The following is a 15,642-nucleotide window of genomic DNA, read 5'->3' as shown; positions in this document are numbered from 1 at the left end:
TTTTTCTTAAATCTCTCACTAATTTCAAGAGATTCTACTACAACTACTTTTGAGGGTATTTTGTAATTTTCTATTTTTCCTTTACAAAATGATCGGATTATTTTTTTTGCTTCTGCTCTTTGAATCTTTTCTTCATCAATAGTAATATCACATACAACACTTTGTCCAGTAATAGCATTTGCTTCTGCATATACAACACAATCTTTGATTCCATCAATTTGTAAAAGTATCCCTTCTACTTCTTGAGGTAAAACTTTTTCTCCACCAACATTGATTAACTCTTTGGCTCTTCCAATAATTCTAATATATTCTTCCCCATTGATTTGTTTGGTTTCTACCAAATCTCCTGTTTTAAAATATCCATCTACAAAATTATCCATACTAGCATTAAGATATCCTAAAACTTGTGTTTTTGATTTAATCCATAATTCATTATTAACAATCTTGTATTGGATATTTGGATCAGAAAGTTTCATGAATACATCATCACCTGTTTTTACCTTGATGGCATTTGTTTCACTGGTGCCAAATGTTTGTTTCAAAGAGGCATTAGGAAAGATCCTTTTTAAATGTTCTATAAGAATAGGATTTATAGTTTCAGAACCATAAGAAATCATTTTAAGTGACTTAAGATCGTATTTTTCGTAGGATTTGTCAAAAATAATAAGGTTTAAAAAAGTTGGAGGAGCTGGGAAAATTTGCACATTGTGCTTTTGTATTTGCTCACAAACACTATCTGGAGTTCTTTCTGGAGGCAGAGTTAGAGTTCCGCCAATGCTAAGCTGTCTTAAAAGCACATCGATTCCAGCAATATGGTCAAATAAAAAAATACTTATAGTATTGATTTTGTTTTCATGTCTTGCTATGTGGGTTTGTGCTATCTTGTCAAGATTATGCAACATTGCTTTTGGTTCCCCTGTGCTTCCACTGCTAAAAATAATCAAACCACTTTGATGTATATTTTGTAGTGTTTCTATAAGATGATGTTTATTTGTATGATTTTGTTTTGTGATATTGGAATGAAAAATTGAAAAATCACAAGCGATGATTTCTTCTTTCTTGGGATTTTTTGGAGAATTTTCTAGTAATGGTGCAATAATGCAATGCTTGAGTGCAAGAGCAAAAAAAGTCACAATTGTTTGATAATCAAAATTTCCAATAAGACTTACAACACTTCCATCAGGAATGTGTAGCTCTTTTGTTTTTTGATAGATATCTGCTAGAAGCATTTTGTAGCTAAAAGACTGATTTTTATCAATGATTGCAATATTTGTATTAAAGCGTTTGAGATTTTTTAGGAAGCCTTGCATTGTAAGCCTCCTGAAAAATAAAAAGAGTAATAAGTAGTCTTATCTAATAGATTATACCCCCCCCCCCGTTTGTATTTTTCTATTTTTCTTAAATCTCTCACTAATTTCAAGAGATTCTACTACAACTACTTTTGAGGGTATTTTGTAATTTTCTATTTTTCCTTTACAAAATGATCGGATTATTTTTTTTGCTTCTGTTTTTTGAATCTTTTCTTCATCAATAGTAATATCACATACAACACTTTGTCCAGTAATAGCATTTGCTTCTGCATATACAACACAATCTTTGATTCCATCAATTTGTAAAAGTATCCCTTCTACTTCTTGAGGTAAAACTTTTTCTCCACCAACATTGATTAACTCTTTGGCTCTTCCAATAATTCTAATATATTCTTCCCCATTGATTTGTTTGGTTTCTACCAAATCTCCTGTTTTAAAATATCCATCTACAAAATTATCCATACTAGCATTAAGATATCCTAAAACTTGTGTTTTTGATTTAATCCATAATTCATTATTAACAATCTTGTATTGGATATTTGGATCAGAAAGTTTCATGAATAAGGAACCAGATTTTTCACTAGAAGTTTGCATGATACCTACTTCACTAGTGCCAAATGTTTGTAAAAATCTTGTTTTTGGAAAAACTTCTTGGAGATTTTTTAGTAGTGATGGCGGCATAGATTCTGTTCCATAGGTAATCATTTTTAGAGAGGAGAGATTGTAGGTTTGATGCACCTTATTTAGCAACATGAGATTAAGAAATGTTGGAGATGTTGGAAGGATGGTAATTTTGTATTTTTCTATCAATTCTGCAATATGAGAAACATCTTTACGATTATTTGGGATGATGGCACATTGTCCTGTAGAGAATATATTTAGCATTGTATTAATTCCGCCAATGTGATCAAACATTAAAAAAAGTAGCATGTTTAATTGTTTTGGTTTTTTATTGTCAAATTGATTGATGAGATTGTCAAGATCATGCAGCATTGCTTTTGGCTTTCCTGTGCTGCCACTACTAAAGAGTATAAGACCAGAGGAATTGTTTTTTAAGAGGTTTGTTTGCTTTTTATCGTGCTTGATTTTAGTGATTTTGTAGTCATTTTCTTTAGAAAGAATAAATTGTGCATCACACTCAATGGATTTTTGCTCTAATTCTTTTTGTGAAATTATAGGGATGATAATGTGTTTATTTAGCATTAGAGACATAAAGGAGGCAATGCTTTGTAGACTATAGTCATCATGGATAATTACTTTGCTTTGAGGGGGTAAATCAATAAATTGTTTGTTGAAATGTTCTATGGTTTCAAGTAAATTTTGATAGGTATATATAGTTTGATTATGGATAATGGCAGGTTGTGTAGCAAAGCTTTGTAGTTTTGATAGGAAATTAGCCATTAACTCCTCCAAGATAAATTACTTGACCACTGATAAAATCACTTTTTTCATCAATGAAAAAATTTACTACATTTAAACAATCCTCAAAATTACCAAATCTTTTGATTGCTTGTCTTTGTAAAAGTGCTTCCATTTTATCTTTTGGAACATTTTTTATAAGATCTGTTGGGACAGGAGTTGGTCCTATAGCATTAACTGTGATTCCAAATTCTGCTAGCTCAAAGCTTGCAACTTGAGTAAGATTTACAATAGCTGCTTTGGAGCTTGCGTAGATAGCCTCTCCCTCAAGTCGCAAGGGTGTTGCTACAGTAGCAAAATTGATGATTCTAAAATGCGGAGTTTTGCCTTCTTTTTTTAGTTTTCGTGATGTGTTACTCATCACTTTACCCACTTCTCTTAAAAATAAAAAGCTTCCAAATACATTGGTTGAAAAAATATTACTCATTGTTTTATATGGGGTAAGTAATATATGATTCATAGAAGCAATACCTGCATTATTGAGTAAAACATCAATGCTTCCAAATTCTTTTTTGATACTTTTTATCATTTCAACAACTTTTTGCTCATCATTGACATCAAGTTCAAAATGTCTATAATTTGGATGTGAAATACTACTTTCACCCCTAGAGCAACCACAGACAATATGTCCTTGCTCTAAGAAGTGCAAAGAAAGTTCCTTGCCAATACCTTTTCTTGTCCCAGTGATTACAAAAACTTTCATATTTTTTCCCTAATTGTTTAGATTAAAGTAGGTTTTGGATATATTGTGTAAGCGAAGCAACATCTTTAAATGGAGAGTTTCTAGAGCTCATAGCTTTTTCATCAGCTAGAGTGATATTTTTACCAAATTCTACATCAATCATTTCTTCAAGATCTGTGATGAAGCTTACAAGTGCAAGAGAATCTAGATTTCCATCTATGCCATAAATTTTTGTTGTGTCATTTGGATGAGCAAGGTTTTCATTTTCAAGCTCTTCGGCAAGATTTTGTAATGCTTTGATGATGATATTTTTGATTTTTTCTTCCATATTTTTATCCTTTTATAAAGTTATGCAATTATGCCTAAAATATTTTTATAAATCCACTCTAACACTACTTGGAATATTGACAATCCTATCTTGTAGATAGATTGAGTTTTTTAAGCCATCATTTTGACAATGCTTATACATTGGATTTTGATGATTAAGATTCCAAATAGGGCGTGTCATAATGCCATTAGCATTACTTTGGGCAAGGAATACATCTCTTTGGGCTTTATCTTTTAGCTTGATTGCATTGAGCCAAAAGTTTGGCAGTGTTCCCTCTCGTGCACAGATGAACTCAATTCCATTTTTATTGCAAAATTCCTCATAACTTTTAGCGACTTCTAGCTTGCTTTGCAAGAAGCTAGAGAGTTGCTCTAATTGTGCTAGAGCAAGAGCGGCATTGAGGTTTGGAAGTCGATAGTTAAAGCCTAGCATATCATGATAATACTCATAAGGGTGAGGGACTTTGGCGGTAGTAGTGATATGCTTAAGTTTTTTTGCCAAGGCTTCATCATCTGTAAGGATTGCTCCACCCCCTCCGCTTGTGATAGTTTTGTTACCATTTAGACTTAGTGCGCTAGCAATCCCCTCAAGTCCAGTATGGGTTTTTATCCCATTTTTGAAAAAATAACTTCCTAAACTCTCAGCATTATCTTCTACTAAGAGGATATTCCACTCTTTGCAAATTTTTGCTATTTCTTCAATCCTCGCAGGATGTCCGAAGGTGTGCATTGGCACACAAGCTTTGATATTTTTTTTGGTGTGCTTATTGATAGTAAAATTCTCTTGTTTTTGAGCATTATTGTAGAGGAATTCTTCTAGTGCAGTAGGGGAGAGTGAGAGTGTGTCTAAATCCACATCGACATACACAGGAGTAGCACCAGTATAAGCTATGGCATTGCTTGTAGCAATGAAGCTTAGAGCTTGGGTAATGACTTCGCATTCTTGATTTACTCCTATGGTATGAAGTATTGCGTGCAGAGCACTTGTGCCATTACTTGTGGCCACAGCATATTTGCTCCCACAAAATTTGGCAATTTCTTTTTCAAACTGATTGACAAACTCTCCCACACTTGAGACAAATCCACTATCAATGCATTCAAGAAGATATTTTTTTTCATTTCCCAAAAATCTTGGTTCATGCAAGGGGATAAAATCCTTTTGCGGTGCATGATAGAGATTGCGGATAAAATCAAAAAATAAGGAAAAATCAGACATTATAAATCTCACTTTTGTATTTTGCAAGGTTTTGAGGCTGTGTGATCCAATCAATCGTTTCTTTTAATCCTTGTTTAATGTCATATTTTGGACTAAATCCTGTGAGTTTTTTTATCTTGGTATTATCACACCATAGGCGAAATACTTCGCTATTTTTTGGACGGATTCTTTGAGAATCTGTGATAAATTCTACATCACTTTGCATAATTTCTTTGATGAGATTTAGTGTATCTCCTATGCTAATTTCAAAATTTGAGCCAATATTAATAACCTCTCCTATGGTTTTTTCACTCTCAGCAAGTGCGATAAATCCCTCGCAAGTATCTTTGACAAAGTTAAAATCCCTTGTAGGGGTAGTATCTCCTAGCTTTATTTGCTTGATACCGCTAGCAATTTGAGTAATGATAGTGGGTATTACTGCTCTTGCGCTTTGTCTTGGTCCATAGGTATTAAAAGGGCGAGCAGTAGTGAGTGGCAGCGAAAATGAATTGTAAAAACTCATTGCAATACAATCTGCTCCAATTTTGCTTGCACTATATGGGCTTTGAGGCTGAAGAGGGTGGAGCTCATCAATGGGGACATACTGAGCTGTGCCATATACCTCGCTTGTGCTAGTGTGAATAACGCGCTTGACATTATTTTCCAAAGCTGCTTGACAGATATTGAGTGTGCCTTTGACATTGGTATCCACATAGCTTTCAGGTGCGATATAAGAATAGGGGATAGCAATAAGTGCTGCAAGGTGGAAAATAATATCAATATCTTTGGTAATGGTTTTGCAAAAATGTGGATCACGAATATCTCCACTGATGACTTCTATGTCTTTTAGGCAAGAAACTTCTTCTAGCCAACCCCAGTAGTTAAAGGAATTATAAAGACTAAGAGCTTTGATTTTGGCTCCATAAAATTTTGAAGTTGGAATCTTGGTGTAGTGATAGAGAGTTTCAACTAAATGCGAACCGATAAATCCATCAGCTCCAGTGATAAGAATAGATTTGTATTGCATAGAGCCTCGCTTGTATTAAACTGAGTTGTAATTCTATCAAAAACTGCTAAAATTATTCTTTAGTGTTTGTAAATACTTGATAGGAGTGTGATTTTGGCAAATATAAATCCTTGCGTTGGAATAATCATTCCAATTTATAATGTAGAAAAATATTTAAAGAATGCTTAGATTTTGTTATCAATCAAACTTATAAGAATCTTCAATTTGTATTAGTTGATGATGGAAGCACTGATAATAGCTTTGCTATTGCAAAAGAATATTTTGATAAAGATAAAAGAATAGCCTTGATAAAAAAAGAAAACAAAGGGCTCAGTCATACGCGTAATGTAGGGTTGGATTATCTTGCACAAAGTTTAGTAGGGGGGGGGGGACTAGAAGTATTTGAACACCAATCTCCATTGATAGTTGATTATATCCACTTTCTTGATAGTGATGATTGGCTTGAACTTTCTTGCATAGAAGAGTGTGTAAATAGTGCTTTAGCAAGTCAAGCAGATATTATTTGGCATAATTTTTTTATTTTTAGTGAAGAGAATGGAAAAATAGAAGGAATATGCCAAGGTTTATTTGAAAATTTTTGTAATGAAAAAAGCTATACTCCACTAGAGGTTTTTTCAAAATTAGGAGGCAAAAGCTTTTCTTGGGCTTGGTGTGGTATGTATAGATTTTATGGCTCTGCAAAGAATTTGAGATTTGTTGAGGGTGTAGAATCAGAGGATGTTCCATTTGGCATGATGCTTTTTTCTCTTGCTAGACAGGTTTTTATTTTGGACAAAGGATTGGCTTTTTATCGCATTCGTCCAAATTCTATTTCGCAGCATACATTACATCAGAGTGGTTTTGTCCCAAAGTGGCCAGCTCATATGACAGATATCGTAAAAGCATTTGATTGCAATCCTTGTGATGTGAGGTATTATAGTTTTGCGTATTCTGCTTGCGTCATGTGTATAGAAATAGATAAGTTTGTAAAATCAATACCATTAGAATTAGAGTTGAGAAATAAGCTTTTTGAAATGATTGGTCATAGGGCATTTTTTGCTTTTGGCTCCATCACTTTTGCTAAAGACCCAAGAAATTGTAGAAAAATGTTAGAAGCACTGCAAGAATATAAGAAATATGCTTCATTTGGAAGTAAAGTGGCTTATCATTTTCCTAGGATATATAAGATTTTGAAGGCTATCAAAAATAAATTTTTAAGATAGTAATATTGAATCTTCTTTTATGAAAATATATGTTCTTGTTGTTTTGGCAAGCATTTTGTAATTTTGTGATTGCATAAAAAGATAAATTGGATCTGTGTGCAAGTCCTTTTTATAGCTTTCTGCTAAAACTACTTCTGGATAAAAAAGTGCCCAATCAAGAGATTTTAAAATATCCAAATCCATGCCTTCTACATCAATGCTTAATAAATCTATTTTTTGGGCGTGGTTAAGATATTGCTTAAGTATGGTATTGATATTTTCAACTGGAATTTTTTGAATCTCTTTAATAGGGTGTTTTAATTGTCTTTGTTTTGCAATCTCTTCATCAAAAGTATTGAGAGCATGTTCTTCGAATATATAAAAATTGATTATGGAGCTTTTGTTTCCTACACCGATTTCTAGATTTGTATCTCTTTTTCTAAATCTATTAAAAAGCTTCATACTTTTTGGCATTGCATCAATGTTGATTCCACTCCAGCCTTTTTGATAGAGTTTGAAAGTATTTGAGAATCTAAAGGGATGATGTGCTCCGATATCTACATAAAAGCCCCCCCCCCCTATATAATTTTTTGTCAAATATTTCTAAAAGAATTAGATCTTCACCTTCTTGTGCATACGAATTTTGGCTATATTTTGTGATATAAGTATGGTAAAAATTTGAAAGTATTCTTTGGATTTTATTTGGAAGGATTGTTTTTAAAATTTGCTTTAACATTAGATAAGCCTTATGAGAAATAAATCTGATAAACTCTCAAGAGTTTGCTCTTGAGAGTTTATTTTTTATTCTACCTCAGCATCAATAACATCATCATCTTTTTTTGTATTTTGTTGAGTATTTGCATTTTGCTGAGCACTTTGTGCAAGATTTTGTGCTGCTTCAGAGAGTTGTTTCATTTTCTCTTCGATTTGCTCTTTGCTTGCATTATCATCTTTTAGAGTGTCTTTTAAAGCATCAATTGCACCTTGAATTTTTTGAGCTTCATCATTAGATATTTTATCTTTAGATTCATCGAGCATTTTTTGTGTTTGATACACGAGATTATCAGCGAGATTTCTTGATTCTATAGTTGCTTTTCTTTTTGCATCTTCTTCTTTGTGTAATTCAGCATCTTTTACCATTTTTTCTATTTCACTATCGCTTAAGCCGCTAGATCCACTGATCTTAATTTCTTGAGATTTACCACTTGTCTTGTCTTTTGCACTAACAGTTAGAATACCATTTGCATCAATATCAAATGTTACTTCAATTTGTGGCACACCTCTTGGAGCTGGTGGGATTCCTTGAAGATCAAATCTACCTAGAGATTTATTGTCTTTTGCCATTTCTCTTTCACCTTGTAGCACTGAGATGGAAACAGCAGGTTGATTGTCTTCTGCAGTAGAAAAAGTCTGAGTTTTCTTAGCAGGGATAGTTGTCCCTCTGTCAATGACTTTTGTCATTACTCCACCAAGTGTCTCAATACCAAGACTTAAAGGAGTTACATCAAGTAATAATACATCTTTTACATCACCTTTTAAAACACCACCTTGAATTGCTGCACCAATAGCTACTACTTCATCAGGATTTACAGATTTGTTGAGCTCTTTTCCGATAAATTCTTTTACTCTTTCTTGAGCTTTTGGAATCCTTGTAGAACCACCAACCATTACAATCTCAGAGATATCACTCTTGCTAAGACCCGCATCTTTGATAACAAAATCAATTTTGCTAATAGTTTGTTCAATCAAATCATCAATAAGATTCTCAAACTTTGCACGAGTGAGTTTTTTTACCAAATGCTTTGGACCACTTGCATCTGCGGTAATAAATGGCAGGTTTATTTCTGTTTCCTGAGCACTTGAGAGTTCTTTTTTTGCATTTTCTGCCGCATCTTTTAATCTTTGGAGAGCCATTACATCAGCTTTGATATCAATTCCTGTTTCATCTTTGAATTCACCAGCAGCCCAATCAATGATTCTATTATCAAAATCATCTCCACCAAGGAAAGCATCTCCACCAGTTGCCAAAACTTCTACGACATTATCTCCAGTTTCTAGCACGGTAACATCAAATGTCCCACCACCTAAATCATATACCATAATCTTTTCAGATTCTTTTTTATCAAGTCCATAGGCAAGTGCCGCAGAAGTTGGCTCATTGATGATTCTTAAGACATTTAAGCCAGCGATAGTTCCAGCTTCTTTTGTTGCTTTTCTCTGTGCATCATTGAAATACGCAGGCACTGTGATTACTGCTTCAGTAACACTCTCGCCTAGATAACTTTCCGCATCTTCTTTGAGTTTCATAAGAATCTTTGCAGAAATTTCTTGAGGTGTGTAAGTTTTATCTGCAATCTCAATTGCACAAGCGCCATTTCTATCAACTATTTTATAAGGTAGTCTTTTTTCAGCTTCTTTTGCCTTATCTTCATTAAACATCAAGCCCATAATTCTTTTAATAGAATAGATGGTTTTTTGAGGGTTTGTGATAGCTTGTCTTTTTGCAGGTTCTCCTACTAAGATTTCTCCTTTATCTGTAAAAGCCACGATTGATGGAGTGGTATTTTTTCCTTCTTTATTGGTAATGATTTTTGCTTCATTTCCTTCATATACTGCCATTGCAGAGTTTGTTGTTCCTAAGTCAATTCCAATTACTTTTCCCATTTTTTATCCTTTCATTTTTAAGATTAAATTTTAGTTTTTTACAATTGCTACCATTGCAGGTCGCAAAGTTCTTTCTTTATATTTATAACCTTTTTGCATTACTTGAGCAATTTTTCCATCTTCTAGCTCTGCATTTGGCATTTGCATAATGCAGTCGTGAAGATTGGGATCAAAATCACCTTGTGTGTCAATCTCTTCAATCCCATATTTTGATAGGGTTTTGATGAGATTTTCTAAGGTGAGTGTTATTCCCTCTAAGATAGCGGGATTTTCCTTTGATACCTCTTTTGCATTTTGTAATGCATCAATGACTGGCAATAAATCTTTTGCAAATTTTTCATATGCATATTCAAGGGCTTGAAATTTATCTTTTTCAAGTCTTTTTTTGCTATTTTCAAAATCAGCGAATACTCTTAGATATTCATTTTTTAATTCATTGTATTTTTGTTCAAAATCCTCCTTTGTTTCAGATTCTTCAATTTCGTTATTCTCTTGTATTTCTTCAGTTTGGTTTTGTATGTCTTCTTTTTCTTCTTCCATAATTACTCCTTTACAATAAGATTAAGCTGCTATTTGATTATAGAAGCTTTGATAATCACACATAAGCGATCCAATGCATAGCATTTTTGCTTTAGAATCTTGATGTGTAATATTTTGTATGACACCCATAAAGCCTTCTGGCATTAGAGGTTCAAAATAGACACCATTTGAAAGCTTGTCAAATATTTTTCCCTCTAAGCTTTCAAAAAATAGGTGTTGATAAGTAGGATTTTTTATCAAAAAATCTAAATTTTCTAAACCAAAATAAATAATTTTTTGATTTTGCAAGGTATTGATTTTTTCAAATAATTCATTTGCCATCACTTGATAGGCAATATTTTTTACTTCTTCAATCTCAAGACCAATAAGCTCGCTTAAAAATCTCTCAAAATTTTGCTGATAAGGAATGATAACCTCTTGACTTTCAAACAAAAGTATCAAAAATTGGTTCTCATAATTGATAAGTTTTTTGAATCTTTGTGTATTTTTTTTGCGAATTAACACAAAAATTTGATGTTTCAAACAAGCTTGTTTGAGAATCTCTAGATTTTTAATATCAAAGCTTAGATTTTGAAAATCAAGTTTTGCTCTCCAATAGTTCTTCATCGCAAAATATGTAGGGATTCTGCCACCACTTATATGAGGTTGGATTAAAATCCCCTCATCCATTAGAGTTTTAAAATAATTGCGTATAGTTGCTGAGGAAACCTTAATTTGCAAAGTAGATTTAAGAGTTTCTGAACCAATAGGTTCTTTTTGCTTCAAATATACTTCTATGACTTTTTCTAAAAGTAAATCTTTAGGATAAGCCATTTTTTAAAACTCCTTTGTAAGTTTTTGTGTTGGTCGTATTATTCCATAAAAAAAGTAAATAAAATTAGCATTTAGTTTAAAAAACTGCTAATTTTATATAAAGTTTAGTCATTTTATATAAAGTTTTATTAGTTTTTTTATATAAATAAAACTTAGTATTTTATTTTAATTATGCTGTTTTTTATGCAATCACTATTGATTGATATGGCTAGATTTAATAAGATGGCGGGGGGAGGGTAGTGGAAAAAAATGGAGTAATTAGAAAGTTTTGCAATCTATATTATCACCACATTGGCTGATAATCTTGCTTTTGTATAAATAAAAACCTCCTTTATTGCAAAAATATATAAAAACACCACTTTTCAAATCTTATTTGCATATCTTAGTGATGCTTTTATGATGAAAATGGCTTTTGGTTAGTATCCTTGTTGATTTAATTCGGCGTAAGTTTTACATCCAAATTCATTTTTTAAATCACACGCTTTGCCAAAAAACTCTTTAGCTTTGGAGTAGTCTTGCTTAACACCATGACCATTGGCATATAAAACTCCAAGAAAAAAACACCCTACAGCTTCTTTGCCATTACACGCCTTTTTATAGAGTTCTTTAGCCTTGAAATAATCCTGTTTAACACCTATGCCTTGATAATACAAAGATCCAAGACTACGGCATCCAGAAGCCAACCCACCATTACACGCTTTTTCATAAAGCTCTGCTGCCTTGAAATAATCCTGTTTAACACCATAGCCTTCATGATATAAATATCCAAGAAAAAAACAATCGGAAAGTTCTTCGCCATTACACGCCTTTTCATAGAGTTCTTTAGCCTTGAAATAATCCTGTTTAACACCATGACCATTGGCATATAAAGATCCAAGTCTACCACACACAGAAATAAAACCACCATTACACGCTTTTTCATAAAGCTCTGCTGCCTTGAAATAATCCTGTTTAACACCTATATTAAAATCATATAAAAATCCAAGTGCAGCACAAGATTCATATTTCCCACTATCGCATTCTGTTTGGAGTTTTTTGTCATCTATCTCTTCTTCATTTGCTTGGAGTATTTCCAACATCAATAAAGCAATTAAAATTTTTTTCATTATTTTTTCCTTTTTGAGATATAAGCTAGAGATTTAAAAGTCAATCATTTCTCTGTTGTAATTATATAACCTCCTAATTTTAAAAGCAATGAAAGTATTAGAATCTATGAGTGATATAGGTTGAAGCAAAACTTCTATCATCCCATCTTGAGTGTGTAAGGTAGGTCTTATAAATCTTATATCCAGCATTTGTTTCAATGAGATAAAGGCTTAGATTGATACCAATGGTAGTGTTTTTTTCTATCTTATAGCTTGCACTAACTGAAAAATTCTCTTCGTTGTTTCTTTTTGAGGTTGTGAAGCGATTGGATACTTTTATGGTGCAAGAAGGGAATTTTTTGTCCATAAAGATGATATTGCTAAAAGAGTTATAATCAAAAATCGCATTGTTTGCAGTGCCTCTATCATAGATAGTATTGTCATTAAGATCAATTCCAATAGGGTTTCCATAGCGTCCGATAAATTCGTTGGGATTGCCTATATTGCCATAAAGTTGGATTCCAAAGTTATAGCTTGAAATGCCAAAAGTTTGTTTAAAGCCCAAAGAAAATCCTCCATGACCCACCTTTCTACCTAGATAGCCTTGCAAGGTAGGATTTTTTGTATCAATAGCTCCATATATTGGTAGAGATCCCATATCATAGCCAGAGAATTTTTCTTGTGCTTGGTTGGTATGATAAACATAAAGTCCTATAAAATCGCTTTTGCTACTAATGTCTTGATTTGATGTATTGAAGTTGGTTTGATAGGTAGTATGGATTCCAAAAGCATAATAGAGGTTGATATGTGATTGGAGATAAAAGTCTAATTTGAGAGCATCAAAATTCATTTTTGTGCCTAAAACAAAGGTGGGAATTTTGCTTGAGTTCATAAATTTATAGGTTTTAAGCCATTTGCCACCATAAGATGATTTTTTTTCACTTATTGCAGCATAAAAATCATAAGAATGTGTAAAAAAATGTATTTCTGCACCAGCATGCCGACCTGTAAGCCAGTCTGTATTATTGAATAAAAATCTTCCTACACTAAATTTAAAATGGGAGTCTTGATAACCAATATATAAATCTTTTATGAAATAGTTTTGTGTATTTTGAGCTGAGGCTTTTTGATTGCCAAGAAAGCCTGTGTTGTAACCTAGATATTTATAGGCTAATCCATCTTTAATATCTGATTTTGTAGAATCAAATACAATGCCACCAAATGCAAGTCCTGCACCAAAAAAGAGATGTTCTAAATTTTTATTGTAGTTGATTGAGGTATAAAGAACCGAAAAGCTATCTGTGGGATATGTCCCATCTTGAAGGTTGATTGCATTGTTGTTAAAACCTATTTTAGTATAATTGATGACTTCTGCATTAAAGTCTTTTGAAAGTGCAAAAATACCCAAAGAAAACAATAAAAAGTATTTTTTCATTTTAGTATTTCCTTGGTATAGATTCTTACTTTGTTGTCTAATTCAAAAAGCTCTTCTATGGAATTGATATGGCATTGATTGGAGAAAAAATCAAGTACTTTAAATAGATTTTGTGCAATCTCACCAAATAAGATTTTTTCTTGCAAAAAGTATTGCACTAAGATTTCATTGCTTGCATTTAAAACAACTCCTAATTTTGGATTTTCTAAAAGTTGCTCTTTAATGCTCCATATTGGATAACGCTTAGTGTCAATTTTTTCAAAACAAAAACAAAAGGTTTCTTCAAAACAAAATAGTTTAATGATGTGTTGTTGTTTGGCTTGTATGGGATCTAGTGCGTATGCTATGGGGAGTTGCATATCTGGGTTTGCAAAATGGGCTGTGCTTGAGCCATCTTGGAAATTTAATATTGCATGAATGCTAGAGGTTTTTTCAATCAGTGCTGTAATATTGCTTTGTTTAAATAGCCATCGTGCTTCTAAAATTTCAAAAAGTTTATTTACCATTGTTGCAGAATCTATGGTGATTTTTTTCCCCATTTTCCAGTTTGGGTGTTGCAAGGCTTGTTGTGCTTTTTGCATAGGAATTTGATTGATATCCATATCCCTGAAAGCACCACCACTTGCTGTAATGATGATTTTTTCTATCGGACGATTATTTAAAAGATACCAAATGCCAAAATGTTCGCTATCAATAGGAGTAATAGGGTAATCTTCAAAAAGCCAACCCCCGATTACTAGACTTTCTTTGTTGGCTAAGGCAAGTTTTTTTTGACATTGTTTTGCAATAAGACTCGGATATAATCCAGTAAAACCTACAAGTGCATTTACTACAAGGTGGGATTTTGCTTCTTGGATAGCTTGAATAATCCCATCATTACCAAAAAAAACTTTTGCATTGCTATAACAAAGCTTATGGTAATCCTCTTTATTGGCGATAACAATGATTTTTGGATTAAATTCCTGTATTTGCTGGTTTAAAAGGGTGATATTTGTTCCGGCACAAAGCACTTCTACAGGTATATGAAATTTTTTTGCCACAGCAAGAGTATTAACTCCTATAGAACCAGTGCTACCTAAAAGAATCATTTAAAATACTATCATTTGATTGGGTTGGCTTGAGAAAAAATAAAGCAAAAAATGCATCGCAATGCCACCAAATAAAACTGCATCAAAGCGATCAAGTATGCCACCATGCCCAGGTAAAATATTGCCACTGTCTTTAAGACCAGCTTGACGCTTTAAATAGCTTTCATAAAGATCACCCAAAACTCCACTAATAGCGACAATAAGACTAATAAAAAGAGAAACAAAAAAGTTTTGGTGAAAGACACCAATACCAAGAATACTGCCTATACTAACTGCAAAAATAACACCAACAACAACCCCTTCTATTGTTTTTTTTGGAGATGTGGGGCTAAAAGGAGTTTTTCCAAAGGCTCTTCCACCAAAATATGCAGCACTATCACAAATTGCAATTGTAGCAATAAGCCAAATAATTGCCTCAATACCAAAATCTCTATAAGTTGCATATAGAATTAAAAATGGTAGAGTGGGGTAAATAAAAGCAAGTAGGTATTTAGATTCTATGCTTTGTTTGTAGGCTAGAAAACCTGCCAATAGCATTGTAAAAAAGATTCCAGATTCTAATGGCCTTGCATTAAAAAGAGCGCCAATCCAAATTAAGATAGCAAATAAAAAAATAATGGGATGATTTGGACATTTAAAGAGTCTAAGACTTTCTACTAGTCCGATAAAAAAAGCAATGCCTAGCACAAACCAGATGAGATAAGAATTGTTGATCCAAAGTAAAAGTGTAAGAGCTATAATGAGAGATATACCCGTGATATAGCGTTTTTTATCAGAAAAAATAGCATTTTTTAAACCCATAAAAATCCTTTAATGCAAAGCTACTGTCGGGTAAATTATAGTGAAAACTTTCTAAAGTTTTAATATAATTTTGAA

Annotated in this window: 14 protein-coding genes and 1 pseudogene; 1 reads left to right on the top strand and 14 read right to left on the bottom strand. The window is 32.8% G+C overall.

Annotation, left to right across the window (positions count from 1 at the left end; genetic code table 11):
- The 6 genes from CQA57_RS02390 to CQA57_RS02365 all read right to left on the bottom strand — a co-directional run.
- Nucleotides 1-1,310 (bottom strand): ANL family adenylate-forming protein (locus CQA57_RS02390; RefSeq protein WP_147288340.1); only part of this gene is annotated, 1,310 nt, incomplete at its 3' end.
- A 51-nt stretch (nt 1,311-1,361) separates the two neighbouring features.
- Nucleotides 1,362-2,711 carry an ANL family adenylate-forming protein gene (locus CQA57_RS02385; protein ID WP_115578641.1) on the bottom strand — a complete coding sequence of 450 codons (1,350 nt, stop codon included), beginning with the start codon at nt 2,709-2,711 and terminating at the stop codon, nt 1,362-1,364.
- Nucleotides 2,704-3,432: an SDR family oxidoreductase gene (locus CQA57_RS02380; RefSeq protein WP_115578640.1), complete on the bottom strand. Its 729-nt coding sequence runs from the start codon at nt 3,430-3,432 to the stop codon at nt 2,704-2,706. The genes CQA57_RS02385 and CQA57_RS02380 overlap by 8 nt, the downstream gene beginning before the upstream one ends.
- A gap of 22 nt (nt 3,433-3,454) precedes the next feature.
- Nucleotides 3,455-3,739 (bottom strand): acyl carrier protein, encoded by a 285-nt coding sequence (locus CQA57_RS02375; protein WP_115578639.1) that lies wholly within the window; start codon nt 3,737-3,739, stop codon nt 3,455-3,457.
- 45 nt (nt 3,740-3,784) lie between these two features.
- Nucleotides 3,785-4,954, bottom strand: a complete 1,170-nt coding sequence (locus tag CQA57_RS02370; protein ID WP_115578645.1) for a LegC family aminotransferase — start codon at nt 4,952-4,954, stop codon at nt 3,785-3,787.
- On the bottom strand, nt 4,947-5,960 hold the full coding sequence (locus tag CQA57_RS02365; protein WP_115578638.1) for an NAD-dependent 4,6-dehydratase LegB: 1,014 nt from the start codon (nt 5,958-5,960) through the stop codon (nt 4,947-4,949). The genes CQA57_RS02370 and CQA57_RS02365 overlap by 8 nt, the downstream gene beginning before the upstream one ends.
- Before the next feature lie 102 nt (nt 5,961-6,062).
- Between CQA57_RS02365 and CQA57_RS02360 the strand changes: the two are divergent.
- Nucleotides 6,063-7,162 (top strand): annotated as a pseudogene (locus CQA57_RS02360) (glycosyltransferase family 2 protein).
- Here CQA57_RS02360 and CQA57_RS02355 read toward each other — a convergent pair.
- The 8 genes from CQA57_RS02355 to CQA57_RS02320 form a co-directional block, all read right to left on the bottom strand.
- Nucleotides 7,154-7,738 carry an FkbM family methyltransferase gene (locus CQA57_RS02355; RefSeq protein WP_245941837.1) on the bottom strand — a complete coding sequence of 195 codons (585 nt, stop codon included), beginning with the start codon at nt 7,736-7,738 and terminating at the stop codon, nt 7,154-7,156. The pseudogene CQA57_RS02360 and the gene CQA57_RS02355 overlap by 9 nt on opposite strands.
- A gap of 204 nt (nt 7,739-7,942) precedes the next feature.
- Nucleotides 7,943-9,805 carry a molecular chaperone DnaK gene (gene dnaK / locus CQA57_RS02350; RefSeq protein WP_115578636.1) on the bottom strand — a complete coding sequence of 621 codons (1,863 nt, stop codon included), beginning with the start codon at nt 9,803-9,805 and terminating at the stop codon, nt 7,943-7,945.
- Nucleotides 9,806-9,835: 30 nt separating this feature from the next.
- On the bottom strand, nt 9,836-10,345 hold the full coding sequence (gene grpE, locus CQA57_RS02345; protein ID WP_115578635.1) for a nucleotide exchange factor GrpE: 510 nt from the start codon (nt 10,343-10,345) through the stop codon (nt 9,836-9,838).
- A gap of 21 nt (nt 10,346-10,366) precedes the next feature.
- Entirely contained in the window at nt 10,367-11,158 is a 792-nt protein-coding gene (locus tag CQA57_RS02340) for an HrcA family transcriptional regulator (protein WP_115578634.1), read from the bottom strand.
- Between the two features lie 416 nt (nt 11,159-11,574).
- Nucleotides 11,575-12,264, bottom strand: coding sequence for a tetratricopeptide repeat protein (locus CQA57_RS02335; RefSeq protein WP_115578633.1), 690 nt, complete (start codon nt 12,262-12,264; stop codon nt 11,575-11,577).
- A 97-nt stretch (nt 12,265-12,361) separates the two neighbouring features.
- Nucleotides 12,362-13,678: an outer membrane family protein gene (locus CQA57_RS02330; protein ID WP_115578632.1), complete on the bottom strand. Its 1,317-nt coding sequence runs from the start codon at nt 13,676-13,678 to the stop codon at nt 12,362-12,364.
- The gene (dxr, locus tag CQA57_RS02325; protein ID WP_115578631.1) at nt 13,675-14,766 is read right to left on the bottom strand and encodes a 1-deoxy-D-xylulose-5-phosphate reductoisomerase; all 1,092 of its coding nucleotides are present in this window, start codon (nt 14,764-14,766) and stop codon (nt 13,675-13,677) included. Before dxr ends, CQA57_RS02330 begins: the two co-directional genes overlap by 4 nt.
- The gene (locus tag CQA57_RS02320; RefSeq protein ID WP_115578630.1) at nt 14,767-15,567 is read right to left on the bottom strand and encodes a phosphatidate cytidylyltransferase; all 801 of its coding nucleotides are present in this window, start codon (nt 15,565-15,567) and stop codon (nt 14,767-14,769) included.
- Nucleotides 15,568-15,642: the final 75 nt, after the last annotated feature.

The sequence above is a fragment of the Helicobacter anseris genome (assembly GCF_003364335.1).
GTDB classification, from domain to species: Bacteria; Campylobacterota; Campylobacteria; order Campylobacterales; family Helicobacteraceae; genus Helicobacter_H; species Helicobacter_H anseris.
The sequence above is the reverse complement of the archived record's forward strand: the minus strand, read 5'-3'. Positions and strand labels throughout refer to the sequence as shown.

Excerpts from the sequence above, each read along its gene's own strand:
- CQA57_RS02370 (WP_115578645.1), bottom strand. The coding sequence starts at position 4,954 with ATGTCTGATTTTTCCTTATTTTTTGATTTTATCCGCAATCTCTATCAT.
- CQA57_RS02385 (WP_115578641.1), bottom strand. The coding sequence starts at position 2,711 with ATGGCTAATTTCCTATCAAAACTACAAAGCTTTGCTACACAACCTGCC.
- grpE (WP_115578635.1), bottom strand. The coding sequence starts at position 10,345 with ATGGAAGAAGAAAAAGAAGACATACAAAACCAAACTGAAGAAATACAA.
- CQA57_RS02365 (WP_115578638.1), bottom strand. The coding sequence starts at position 5,960 with ATGCAATACAAATCTATTCTTATCACTGGAGCTGATGGATTTATCGGT.
- CQA57_RS02320 (WP_115578630.1), bottom strand. The coding sequence starts at position 15,567 with ATGGGTTTAAAAAATGCTATTTTTTCTGATAAAAAACGCTATATCACG.
- CQA57_RS02335 (WP_115578633.1), bottom strand. The coding sequence starts at position 12,264 with ATGAAAAAAATTTTAATTGCTTTATTGATGTTGGAAATACTCCAAGCA.
- CQA57_RS02330 (WP_115578632.1), bottom strand. The coding sequence starts at position 13,678 with ATGAAAAAATACTTTTTATTGTTTTCTTTGGGTATTTTTGCACTTTCA.
- CQA57_RS02375 (WP_115578639.1), bottom strand. The coding sequence starts at position 3,739 with ATGGAAGAAAAAATCAAAAATATCATCATCAAAGCATTACAAAATCTT.
- CQA57_RS02340 (WP_115578634.1), bottom strand. The coding sequence starts at position 11,158 with ATGGCTTATCCTAAAGATTTACTTTTAGAAAAAGTCATAGAAGTATAT.
- dnaK (WP_115578636.1), bottom strand. The coding sequence starts at position 9,805 with ATGGGAAAAGTAATTGGAATTGACTTAGGAACAACAAACTCTGCAATG.
- dxr (WP_115578631.1), bottom strand. The coding sequence starts at position 14,766 with ATGATTCTTTTAGGTAGCACTGGTTCTATAGGAGTTAATACTCTTGCT.
- CQA57_RS02380 (WP_115578640.1), bottom strand. The coding sequence starts at position 3,432 with ATGAAAGTTTTTGTAATCACTGGGACAAGAAAAGGTATTGGCAAGGAA.